6 protein-coding genes, 1 tRNA gene and 1 pseudogene are annotated in these 11,928 nt (G+C 60.5%); 7 read left to right on the top strand and 1 reads right to left on the bottom strand.

Annotation, left to right across the window (positions count from 1 at the left end):
- Positions 1 to 174 precede the first annotated feature (174 nt).
- The 7 genes and pseudogenes from J6497_RS31470 to J6497_RS31435 all read left to right on the top strand — a co-directional run.
- Positions 175 to 462 (top strand): annotated as a pseudogene (locus J6497_RS31470) (SDR family oxidoreductase); the annotation flags it as partial.
- Positions 463 to 1,448: 986 nt separating this feature from the next.
- Positions 1,449 to 1,958 (top strand): MarR family winged helix-turn-helix transcriptional regulator, encoded by a 510-nt coding sequence (locus tag J6497_RS31460; protein WP_225708108.1) that lies wholly within the window; start codon positions 1,449 to 1,451, stop codon positions 1,956 to 1,958.
- Positions 1,959 to 2,241: 283 nt separating this feature from the next.
- Positions 2,242 to 3,249, top strand: coding sequence for an HlyD family secretion protein (locus tag J6497_RS31455; protein ID WP_225708107.1), 1,008 nt, complete (start codon positions 2,242 to 2,244; stop codon positions 3,247 to 3,249).
- A 19-nt stretch (positions 3,250 to 3,268) separates the two neighbouring features.
- Positions 3,269 to 4,810, top strand: a complete 1,542-nt coding sequence (locus J6497_RS31450) for a DHA2 family efflux MFS transporter permease subunit (protein ID WP_225708106.1) — start codon at positions 3,269 to 3,271, stop codon at positions 4,808 to 4,810.
- A 62-nt stretch (positions 4,811 to 4,872) separates the two neighbouring features.
- Positions 4,873 to 5,100 carry a hypothetical protein gene (locus tag J6497_RS31445; RefSeq protein WP_225708105.1) on the top strand — a complete coding sequence of 76 codons (228 nt, stop codon included), beginning with the start codon at positions 4,873 to 4,875 and terminating at the stop codon, positions 5,098 to 5,100.
- Between the two features lie 54 nt (positions 5,101 to 5,154).
- Positions 5,155 to 5,370, top strand: coding sequence for a hypothetical protein (locus J6497_RS31440; protein ID WP_225708104.1), 216 nt, complete (start codon positions 5,155 to 5,157; stop codon positions 5,368 to 5,370).
- A gap of 121 nt (positions 5,371 to 5,491) precedes the next feature.
- Positions 5,492 to 5,566, top strand: a tRNA-Gln gene (locus J6497_RS31435).
- A gap of 296 nt (positions 5,567 to 5,862) precedes the next feature.
- Here J6497_RS31435 and proA read toward each other — a convergent pair.
- Positions 5,863 to 11,823, bottom strand: coding sequence for an anti-phage protein ProA (proA, locus tag J6497_RS31430; RefSeq protein ID WP_225708103.1), 5,961 nt, complete (start codon positions 11,821 to 11,823; stop codon positions 5,863 to 5,865).
- Between the last annotated feature and the right edge of the window lie 105 nt (positions 11,824 to 11,928).

Raw genomic sequence — 11,928 nt, 5'->3', positions numbered from 1 at the left:
CGTGGGCGTTCCGTCGTCGTGTTGTACAACGACATCAGAACGCATCGGTCGTTGGATAAAGACGCGCCGGTCTGTCGTCCGGTTCAACGGATAGGAAGCATTAAATCACACCCCATCCTTGGCGGGCTTCATCAGCACTACGTGCGGGTGTAGCCGGTTTTCGGTACACACAGCTATCCGGGATCCAGCGTCTATTCGATGACCAAGGCGACGGTGGCCGTCATGGTGAAGGGAATCGCGGTAGACCTTGCCCCGCGCGGTATCACCGTCAACAACGTCCAGCCGGGACCAACGCGCACCGACATGACCGCAGAACACATTGACGGGCTGACGCCGATGATCCCGCTGAAGCGCGTCGGCGACCCCGACGAGATTGCGGGCCTTGTCGCGTCTCTGGCGGGCCGTGAGTCCGGCTACATGACTGGCGCCAGCCTGACGATCGACGGTGGGCTGGCACTCTAGGCTTCTCGGATTAAGCAGCGGCCGGCCTTGAATGGTCCGCCATGGCGAAGGCTGTCATAGTTAGACGTATCGGAGCAAAGCGAGGCGTGGTTGCCAAGGTGGCCATCAAAAGGCTGACGTTCGTCTATTGATCTGCAATCACGCTGATCAGGCCCGTGCATTATGCGATTAACGACGGAAAGCTTCTCGAAAAGCGAGTCGCCGGAAGCAACCCAACCGTCGAACGACCACTGATCCTGAATGTGAGGCTATTCGCCTCGGTCGCTTGGCGGACTCAACCGCGACAACCAAGCTCATCGCGACAATCCCTCGAGTTGTCGTTGCCTGTCCCGATTATCTCCAACGCCATGGCGTTCCGGCGACGTCAGCTGAACTCGTTCAACATCGGATCGTCGGCGGGAGGGCCGCCGCGGTTCCGACGGGCTGGATGTTCGAGCGCGACGGAAAAGAAGAAGTGATATCGCTAGAACCGCATTTCTCGACCAACGAGAACGAGGGCGCCTTGCCGCGGCTGTGGCCGGCTTCGGGATCTCCTCGATAAGCGGCTGGGCGTGCAGCCGAGAGTTGGAGGACGGCTCGCTCGTCCGGTTATTCCTCGGTTGGAAGACGGTCGGCATCCCTGTGCACGCCTATTTTCCGATGGGTTCAGCGACGCGCGCCGCCGGACGGGCGGCCGTCGACCATCTGGTCGCCGAGTTCGGGCGGAGTGCGGACCCCCTTTCGTCTCGATCGCTCGCGCTCCGACAGCACGCCTCGCTTCATCGAATGTGCCAAGTGAGCTGTGTGCCAAGCGACCCGACCGACGGGCAATTCGGGTATGCGTGTCATGCGTTGATTGCCCGTCTTGCCAAGCTGCCGCAGCGTCGAAGCCGCCGGCAGCGGGCCTGTCCCTTCACGATGGTGTGTGTGTACGGCTCGCACGCTTGTTTTTTTCATAAGCAAGCTTATCATTTTCGTAAGCAAGCTTATCATAAGCTTACGCAGGAGTGTCGGCCGTGCAAGTCGAACCCTTGGAAGTCGAATCTTTGGAAGTCGAATCCCCCACGCTTGGTTTTCTGCTGCACGAAGTCGCGCGGCTGCTCCGGAAACGGTTCGAGCAGATTTCCCGCGAATCCGGCTTGACGCGATCGCAATGGCAGGCGCTGGCCTATCTCGATCAGAACGAAGGCATCAACCAAAGCGGATTGGCGGAACTGCTCGACGTGGAGCCGATCACGCTTTCACGCATCCTGGACAGGCTGGAGGCCTGCGAACTGATCGAACGACATCCGCATCCATCCGACCGGCGCGTCCGGATCCTCCGGCTCATGCCGGCAGCCCGGCTAAAGCTGATGCAGGCGCGCAGGCTCGGCGAGATGGCCCGTCGCGAGGCATTGACCGGCCTGTCCGAGGCGGAGGGTTTGCGCCTGCTGGAGACCCTGAAAATTCTGAAATTCAACCTCACCGAAGCGTGCGGCTCTTCGGTGGAAAAGCAGAAGCGAGCAAGTCATGGCTAGTACCGGCGACGCAAATCCCAAACGACTCGGTGCCGACGCCGAAAGCGCTGGTCCCCAAGTCGGTTCACAAGTCGGATCACAAGTCGGCTCACAAGGCGCCGGGGACAAGGTCTATCGTTTGACGCGCCATCCGCTGGAAGCAACGGACGCTTCGGATACGAACGCAATCGCCAAGCCTGTCGCGAAAGAGCGGCCGGATGATCGCAAGCCGTCGGGCGAACCGCATCATTTGCCTGCGCCGGCCGCTCCGCGAGCCCCGAAAAAATCCCGCAAGCGGATTCTGATGTTTGCGTTGCTGCCGGTGGCGCTGGTCGTCGGCGGCTATTTCTATGTGACGGGCGGCGCCGTGATGTCGACCGACAATGCCTACGTCCAGGCCGACATGGTCGGAATATCCACCGACATTTCGGGGATTGTCGCGAACGTGCTCGTTCACGACAACCAGAAGGTCGCCAAGGGCGACGTGCTGTTCAAGCTCGACGACCTGCCGTTCCGGCTGGCGCTGGATCGCGCCGAAGCCCAGATCGGAACCACGCGCAACGATCTCCTTGCGCTGCAGGCCAGCTATCGCAACATGCAGACCCAGGTCGAGCAGGCAAAAATCGACGTCGATTTCAACAACGTCAACTTCAAGCGCCAGCAGCAGTTGATCACCAACGATTTTACCCCGCGGGCGACTTATGACGCGGCCCGCAATACGTTGCAGGCATCGCAGCAAAAGCTGGCCTCGCTGCAAGCGCAGCTTGCCGGCATCGCCGCAAACCTGAACGGCAATCCGGATGCGCCGATCGAGGATCATCCGCGCTACAAGGATGCGGTGGCCGCGCGCGACGAGGCCGCGCGCCAGCTCTCCCATACCGTCGTCAAGGCACCCTTCGCCGGCATCGTGACCAATGTGCCGTCGTTACAGCCCGGCCAGTATCTCGCCGCCGCGGCGACGGCATTCAACATCGTGTCGAGCGATCACGTCTGGGTTCAGGCCAGCCCGAAGGAGACGGAGCTGACTTATGTAAAACCCGGACAGAAAGCCACCATCGATGTCGATACCTATCCCGGCCAGCACTGGGTCGGCACAGTCGACAGCATCAGCCCCGCGTCGGCGTCGAGCTTTTCGCTGCTGCCGGCCGAAAATACCAGCGGCAACTGGGTCAAGGTCGTTCAGCGCATTCCGATGCGGATCCGGGTCGACAATGTGCCGGGCAAGCCGCCGCTGCGCGTTGGCATGAGCGTGGAGTTGTATGTCGACACCGGACACGAACGCGGGTTGCCAAGCTTCATAACCGATCTCTAGGAATCGTCAGGAGGCTAGGATGAGTGAGGCCGCCCGAGCCGACTCTCCCCCAATCAACCGGCCTGCCGTCACGGCGTGCGTGATCCTCGCGGTGATCATGCAGGCATTGGATACCACGATCGCCAACGTGGCGCTGCCCTACATCCAGGGAAGCGTTTCGGCGAGCTCCGACCAGATCAACTGGGTGCTGACATCCTATATCGTGGCGGCTGCGATCATGACACCGCCGTCGGGGTTCCTCGCCAACAGATTCGGCCGCCGGCGCGTCCTGATGGGGGCGGTCACCGGTTTCGTTGTCGCGTCCGTGCTGTGCGGCATCGCGCAGTCGCTGACCCAGATCGTGGCGTTCCGCCTGCTGCAGGGCTTTTTCGGCGCGGCGCTGGTGCCGGTGTCGCAATCGATCCTGCTCGACATCTATTCCCCTGAGGAACGGGGGTCGGCGATGGCGCTGTTCGGCGTGTCCGTGATGGTCGGGCCGGTGCTGGGCCCCGTGATCGGCGGCTGGCTGACGGACCATTACACCTGGCGCTGGGTGTTCTACATCAATGTGCCGCTTGGCGCGCTGGCCTTTGTCGGCGTTTCGTTCTTCTTGCGGGAAACCAGAACCAGCGAGGCCGCCAAGCTCGACTGGATCGGATTTGGCAGCCTGAGTATCGCCATCGCCGCCATGCAGGTCTTCCTCGATCGCGGTTCGCAGCTCGACTGGTTTTCTTCCCTTGAGATCCTGATCGAGGCCGTCGTTGCGGTATCGGCGTTCTATGTCTTCCTCGTCCACACCTTCACGACTGAGGATTCCTTCGTCAATCCAAGACTGTTCCTCGACCGCAACTTCACGGTGGGAATGCTGTTCATTTTCATCGTCGGCATCACCTATCTGGCTTCGCTGGCGCTGATGACGCCCTTTCTGCAAACGCTGATGGGCTACCCCGTCGTCACGGCCGGGCTCGTCATGGGCCCGCGCGGTGTGGGGACCATGGTTTGCATGTTCGTGGTCGGCAAGCTGATCGGGCGCGTCGATACCAGGGTGCTCCTCATGATCGGTCTGCTGCTGACGGCGTGGGCCATGTATGACATGACCGGCTGGAATCCGAATGTCTCGCAATGGACGATCGCGGTGACCGGGTTCATCCAGGGCGCGGGACTTGGATTCCTTTTTGTCCCGCTTACCACCGTGACCTTTGCCACGCTTGCCCCGGAGCAGCGGGCCGACGCAACCGGCCTGTACAACCTCTCGCGTAATGTCGGCTCCAGCGTCGGGATCTCCGTCGTTTCCTATCTTCTGGTCAGGAATGGCCAAATCAACCACGCCATCATCGGAAGCTATGTCACGGCGGTCAATCCCGGATTTAGAGACAGCGTCATCGCGCACGTATGGAGCCCATGGACCGCGTCAGGGCGGGCGGCCCTCGACCAGGTCATCCAGAACCAGGCTTCCATCATCAGCTACATCGACGACTTCAAACTGATGATGATCCTCTCGCTGTGCGCCCTTCCTCTCGTGCTGTTGCTGCGGCGTGCCGCGTCGGAGGGAAGCGGCGACCATGCGGTGGTGATGGAATGAGGCGTCATCCCGGCTCTGCATGGAGCCGTTGGGCTGGTGGACCAAAACGAAGGAAACGAAAAATGAAAAAAATTCTACTGTCCCTCGCGATGCTCTCGAGCCTGTCGACCGAGACCTTTGCCCAGCATGCCGGCAGCGACCAGGACCAGAAGGCTTGCACCCCCGATGTACAGCGGCACCGCCGCAAGGTGATGGATCAAGGCGATTTCACCATTCTGGCCTGCCTGAAGGAGAATCGCACCAGGCTGCATCCGGCGTGCCGCGATGTGCTGATCAGGCACGGGCAATAGCAGGCGATCAATCAAGAAGAACGGTAGTCGATTGACCTCACATGGAGCGCCGCCATGCAAAAGCCCGCGCCGAAAGAATCTGGAGCCGACCTGATCGCAACCATGAGGCGGTTACTGGATGTGGCCGCAGCGCAAGTTGCTGAACGGGATCCCACGCCCGCGACCAAGGCCAGGATGGCGCAACGGATTGTTCAGTTAACCTCGGAAGGCGTCACGGACCCCGAGGTGCTGGTCGCAGCCGCGATCGATGAGGCAGGGGAGTCCGAATAGATAACACTTGGCGTTATCCTGGTGTTCGAGGCTGCGACCGCACCGCCGCGTCGGTCAATGCAAGCAATTTTTGCATCGTGTTTTTGGAAAGGGGGCAATCGACCGTCCCCTAGCGCCCCGCTGGGGCGTAGCCTGGCGGTAAGGCAGCGGATTTTGATTCCGCCATTCGGAGGTTCGATCCCTCCCGCCCCAGCCAGTCAGTCCGGCGTTCGGCCAGTCTCCCCGGCAAACGCGCGAAAGGGCCGGAAATACCGGCTTTTCGCGCATTTCAATTCGTCTCCAGGCTCCCATTTCGCCGATCTTGAGGTGGAAATCGCCGAAAGTCTCCGGCCATGTCCGCGAAAATTCCCCTTTTACGGAGACTCTTGGCGGAGACTGGTGCGATCACGACTGCCGCCTGACGGCGGCAGTCGATTTCAAACCTCCGACTACTTCAACTTCAATCTGATCGGATTCGTCGGATGTAATCATCATTATTTCCATTGCGGCCATCTAGACGCCAAGCGTCCTCGCGCGGGAAATCGCCTCCTGCAGTCGCTCCCGGGACGGCGCGGCAAGTCTTTCAACCTGCATGAGACGCGCATATACCAAGGGCGGATCTTCTTCCTCCAGGACGGCAGGATAGGTAATTACGAAATCCGTGAGTTCGGCGATTGAAATATCCGCCAGACTGCGGCGGTGATCTGGTCCTTGCGGCCTGAAGGGCACGCGAGGAGCGGCACTGCCGGGATTCCAAAGGAATGTGCCGGATGTCTCCTCCGTGCGATCCAATCCTCTCAGATGAAGCGCGATCTGCTCGCGGATGCGGGCGCCGGTACGGAGCCAGCCGTGTGCTCTTGCCACGCGTTGAGCGAGCACATCGTCCCGGACTGGTGCCTCCGCAGCCATTACGGCATCGACCATCGCCTGAAGCGTGGGCCGATAGGAGAATTCAAAAAAACAGTCTGGATCGGCCTTGATGCCGGACAAATCCGCCGGGGCAAAGAGCGTGTCTGCCGATTTGGTCACTGACCCTGGAAGCGAAGCGACTTTTCGCTCGCCAGTCTCGGGTGGCACGGCAAGTGACGCATCAGGCTTGACATCTTTCTCGCCGGGGGGATCGCCGTGATCTTTCATGGGAAAACCATCCGGATCCGAGGATAATGGCTGAGTGCCGAAATCGGAAGGCTCGGCTGAATCTTCATCTGGCACGCCTGTCTGAAGTGATTTCGACGCAGCCGCAGCTGCAGCCCGGCTTAAGGCCAATGCCTCATTCAGGGCGAGATGGATTCGCTCGATTGCTTCTTCAGCGTTGAACCACCAATCCGTCGACCATATCCGCAGTATGTTCCAGCCAAGACCGCGGAGCACCTGTTCACGTACCTTGTCGCGGTCTCTGGCGGTGGCTGAACTATGATAGCTCGCACCGTCGCATTCTACGCCGGCAAGATAGAGTCCGCCGTGGTCCGGATGGCGTATGCCGAGGTCGATGCGGAAGCCGGAGACGCCGACTTGGGGGACGACCTCCCATCCGCGTCGCGCAAGTTGCGCGGCAACCGCTTGCTCGAAGGGCGATTCCATTTCCCCGAGAGAGCCAGCATCCTGTGCGGGGAGCGCGATGGCGCCACGCGCCGCATAGTCCAGAAACGCCTTGAGATCCCGCACGCCGATTGCTTTGCTCCGGCTGAGATCGATGTCGTCGGCTCGGATTCCCGAAAAGACCTTCAACTCGCTCCTGGCTCGCGTCACGGCGACGTTTAGGCGCCGTTCGCCACCGTCGTTATTTATCGCACCAAAAGTCATCGGCAGTTTTCCTGCTGCGTCGCGGCAGAACGTGATTGAGAAGTAGATCACGTCCCGTTCGTCGCCCTGTATGTTCTCCAGATTCTTGACGATGACCGGCTCGATGCGATCGTCGGCAAAAAACCATTCCAGTTCCGGGTTTTCGCGCCTCGCATCATCGAGAAAGTCCTGAATCAAGGTCTGTTGCTGAACATTGAAAGTGATGACGCCGATCGTGGGCCGTGTTTCCTCCGGCAGCGCAAGCCATGCTTCCAGTTTTGAGCGGATGTCGGATGCAATGGCGCGTGCCTCGTCGCGGTTGGTCCGACTCTTGCCGCGGTCATAAACGCCGGTCGGCACGAAGTTGAGCGACACAGCCTGATCTTGCGTTACCGGACTCGGGAACGTGATCAGATTATTGTCATAGTAGTGCCAGTTTGAGAATGCGATCAGCGATTCGTGACGGCTTCTGTAGTGCCAGCGAAGGTGCCTGACCGGAAGGCCCGATGCCTTTGCCTCGTCGAGAATACTTTCGAGGTCGCGATCGAGTTCGGGCACGCTGTCATCGTCAGCGTCTGCGCGTCCGAAGAAGTTTGTCGGCGGGAGCTGCTTAGGATCTCCCACGACAATCGTCTGCCGACCTCGTGCGATGGCGCCGACCGCGTCCCAGGTGGCGATCTGCGATGCCTCGTCGAAGATCACGATATCGAACAGGGGCTGATTGGTGGGAAGATACTGTGCGACGGAAAGTGGCGACATCAATACGCATGGCGCCAGCTTCCCGAAGCTCTCCGGCATCGAGGCGATCATTTCGCGGATGGAGCGGCTGGGCCGCTGCAAACCTATCTGGTGTCGCAGGATACCCAGCTCGGATTGTCGCGGTACGGATTCCGAAGATGGCAAGCCATGGGCCAGCGAGCTGATTACCTTCTCGCTCGCATGCGCGCGGACAAGGTCATCGATTGCCCCGAAATCCGCGATGGCGTGCTCATGCTCGAACCGCCGAAACTTCCGCAGCTCGCGACTGTCGTCGATTGCCAGTGGCAGCCACCATCTTGCATAACCGAGCCGAAACGCGCGCGCTGTTTGGTCAGGAGGCACCGCGCCGCTCTCGATATCGGCAACTAGAGGCGCGAGGCCTTTCGCAATGGCGCGTGTGCGAACGGCGCACCACGACGACCAGTCGCGAAACAAGTTGCGGGATTGCTCGAGCTCATCCATCCGCCGAGATAGAATCTCCAGGAAATCATCGCCGTCGTGATGCTGAAGGGGAAGGCCGGCCAGTACTTCGAATTCTCGAATGGCATCCAAAAGTGCCTGGTATTTTGCGAGATACTCAGTGGCAGCCGTGATCTGCGGCCGGTTGACCTGACCGTTCAGGCCGGCCGCAATGCTGGCGGCGACGTTTTGTACATCGCCAGCAAACTCGCCGAGCTGGACTAGTGACGTGCGCAGCCGTTCCGCTTTCTCCAGATGTTGGGTAAGCGCCCCACAATCGGTGTCGAGGCCGGCAAATGCGAGCGGAGCCCCGGAGATCGCGTTGCTTTCGATCTCGCGGTGAGTCATCTGCAGTTTGCGAAGAATCGCCAGGTCGGTCATGGGATCCGCAGTCTTGGCGCCGGCGTAAGATCCCAGTAGCCGCCGGATGCGACGTGCGGCAAGCCAGGATTTCGGCCAGATCGCTGCGCCTGCCTCACGCCAGTCGCGCTCGATATCGTCAATCGGAATCCGCGCGATGACATCAGGAGTATAGCGCGCCGAAAGGCCGGTCTCCCCGTCGCGATAGGTTGCGATCGCCTTTTCGAGATCAGCAACGGCTCGCGTAAGTACCGCAAAGTCCCTGTGCAGGATGATGGTGTGGTCCTCGCCTGAGGTTGCGAGGACGTCACGGGCGAGATCGGCAAAATACTTCAGCCCTTCGTCCCGAGAGTCTTGCAATCCGGCAAGACCAAGGCGAGGACTAAGGGCGGCCAGGGCCGTCTTGGCGGAGGCCGCGGCGCGTCCGAGCGAGCGGGCCGTCGCGATCAGCTTCTCCTGCCACGCGCTCGTCCATTCTTCGACCTGCACCAGGCGCAGAACCGGTCGCACCTTCACGGCGGCATAAGTGAGGCCAAGGCGATTTGCGAGATCTTCGAGCTCCGCGTAGCCGGCCGCGTCGTGTGTGTCCTTCTCAGGCCAGCTGAACGTCGGGGCATGATCCTGATGGCCCAGCGTTGCGATGCCCATGGCAACATAGGGTGTCAGCCTGTTGAGGGCCGGTTCGTGGAGTGCTGCGACGTAGGCATTCAGTTCGTCGCGCCGGATCTGTAAGCGCTCGTTCAGCGTGACCCATTGTGACGCTTTCTGCGTTCCGCGTTTCTCCCAGGAATCTTTCAACTGGCTGAAGAAGTGCTTTCGATCGGCCTTGCTCGAATGGAGTTCGAGACAATGGTCGGCGAGGCCGTGTTCGCGCAGGCGTCGATAGACCACATCCAACGCTGCGGTCTTTTCCGCGACGAAGAGCACCGTCTTGCGCGCGGCAAGACACGCTGCAATCATGTTGGCGATCGTCTGGCTCTTTCCGGTCCCCGGCGGTCCGACGATCACGAAGTCACGGCCCTGCGCGGCCGCGAGGCTGGCAGCGATCTGCGAGGAATCTGCTGGCAAGGGCATGACGATTTCGGCAGAGGCGTAATGGCGATCGATATCGTTCTCGTCTGGGAACGGCTTGTCGCCGCCTTCAAAGGCGCGCTCCGGAGTATCGATCAGGTGCTTGACCACGCGGTTCTGCCGCAGTGCTGCGACGCGATCCGTCAGATCTTTCCACATCAGGTATTTGGCAAAGGAGAAAGTCGACAGAGCGACGTCGTCGACCACTTCGAACCCAGGCACATCGCGTACGGCGCGGCGCATGTGCTCCAGCACTTGCAGCACATCGATGCCCTTGCCGTCCTCCGGGAGGCCATCCCGAAAGTCCGGCAAGTTCAGGTCGAATTCGCGTTTCACGAATTGCAGGAGGGTGGCATTGAGCCGTGGCTCATCTTCGTGAAACTTGAGGCGAAAGCGATCGGACACGCCGGATCGATCGAGCTTGACCGGCAGCAGGAGAATGGGTGCGCGATAGATGCGTTGCTCGCTTGGGGTCTTCTTCCATTTCAGGATGCCGACGGCAAGATAGAGAGTATTCGTGCCGCCTTCAGACAGATCGCTTTTGGCTTGGCGATAGAGATCAGTTAGGCGCGCGAACAAATCCTTCGGCTCGAGCATCGACGACAGTTCGTCCCGCTGCAGCGCTTCCGCGGCGAAGCCTCGATGGAGATCCTGTCCGCGGCGGTCACGATGCAGTCCCGGGTCGCGATCACCCAAGGGGTTCTGCTGAGGCAGCGAGATTAGCCTGATTGCGGCGTTGTCGGCCAGCCGGTCTTCGAGGTAGGCGACGTCGGGGCAGACAAACGGTACGGCCCGCTTGCCCTCCGAAAAATTCAGGAGCCTGTTGCGTAGCGACAGGTCGAGCAGGCGGGTTTGCCATCGTTCGATACGGCCGGCCGGTGTCGTCGGCTTTTGATCGACCGTATCGGCCGGCATGAAATCAGGCTCGGACGGAAGCGGGATCTCCGAGGGTTCTTCATGATCTTCCGCGCTATCGAATTGTCGGGCTTCATGCGAGGCCAGAGGCATGATGCCTGCGGACCTCGACCGTGCGACGTCGATCGCCGACACGAAGCGTTGCGAGGCGTCCTCCTCGAGCTTGGCCTCGCTCGCCTTTTTCGCCTGCTCGAACGTCATTGCCGGCCGATGCGTGACCCCGGTGGTCTCAAACACGACCAGTTCGCGTGCGGCGACCCCCTTGCGTATTTCGGCTACATCCTCTTCGACCGTCTTCGGCATCGTGCGCTTGACGAGCCATACGCCGGCAAATGCGTGGCCATCAAGCATCACGACCACGGTGTTCAAACCGACAGCCTCCAGAGCGGCGGTGAACAGAAGTGTCGTGTCGAGGCAGGTGGCGATCGAATCGTGTACGACCTTGCTTGGCCCGCGGACCTTCTGTCCCCGCGATTCGAAGCTCGTCGGCGGTTCGGCGTAGTGAATGCCGAACCCTGCGACCGCCGAATAGACCGCTGCGGCGAGCATGTATGCGCGCTTCGGATCGTCGCTCTGATAGCCGTCCAGCGCCGATGAATGACCGTGCGCAGCCAATCGTTCGGCTGCCGACCGAAGCACCCGGAATATGGCGGGATCGTTCGGCATGATGAATGCCGGCAGCAACTGCCCCATGTCGGGGACACCGCCCCACTCGTCGCGCGCCAATAGTCGCACCGGCACAAGTGTCTCAGTTAGGACGCGCTCGCCCTTCATCAGTCGCAGCGCAATGTCGCCTCGTTCGGCCTCGTCAAGCCCGGCGAGGTAAGCTGCGTCGAGATCGATGCGCCGATCCGACAGCGTGACATCGTCGCCTGCGCCGATGCGGTCGATGGTCCAGCTCTTGGCGCGTAGAAAGGCAGGGCTTGCCGTCAGCTCCAGCCGAACGTTTTCAATGCTGTCAGCGGTTGCGTTTTCGATCCGGATCGAACGTATCACCGGGATCGAGTTCTGATGCGATGCAAATGTGAAGGTGGCTGCGAGGTCGGCCCTTACGTGCACGCGCGCATCCTCGACAGGCGCACTCACAGCATCGCCGCCGTCGGCGCATTCAATTTCAAATTGATCCATTGCCCCAGCCCAAAGGAATAATCTCGTGGATATCTCGATACCACTACCTTGATCGCAAGCAAACTTTCTATTTAAAAGGGTCAATCCTAAAAACACTCGGGTTTT

Source organism: Bradyrhizobium cenepequi, assembly GCF_020329485.1.
In the GTDB taxonomy this organism is placed as follows: domain Bacteria; phylum Pseudomonadota; class Alphaproteobacteria; order Rhizobiales; family Xanthobacteraceae; genus Bradyrhizobium; species Bradyrhizobium cenepequi.
Note: the sequence above shows the minus strand (reverse complement) of the source record. Positions and strands in the feature narration are given on the sequence as shown.

Coding starts and splice junctions, on each gene's coding strand:
- J6497_RS31455 (WP_225708107.1), top strand. CDS start 2,242: ATGTTTGCGTTGCTGCCGGTGGCGCTGGTCGTCGGCGGCTATTTCTAT.
- J6497_RS31440 (WP_225708104.1), top strand. CDS start 5,155: ATGCAAAAGCCCGCGCCGAAAGAATCTGGAGCCGACCTGATCGCAACC.
- J6497_RS31450 (WP_225708106.1), top strand. CDS start 3,269: ATGAGTGAGGCCGCCCGAGCCGACTCTCCCCCAATCAACCGGCCTGCC.
- proA (WP_225708103.1), bottom strand. CDS start 11,823: ATGGATCAATTTGAAATTGAATGCGCCGACGGCGGCGATGCTGTGAGT.
- J6497_RS31445 (WP_225708105.1), top strand. CDS start 4,873: ATGAAAAAAATTCTACTGTCCCTCGCGATGCTCTCGAGCCTGTCGACC.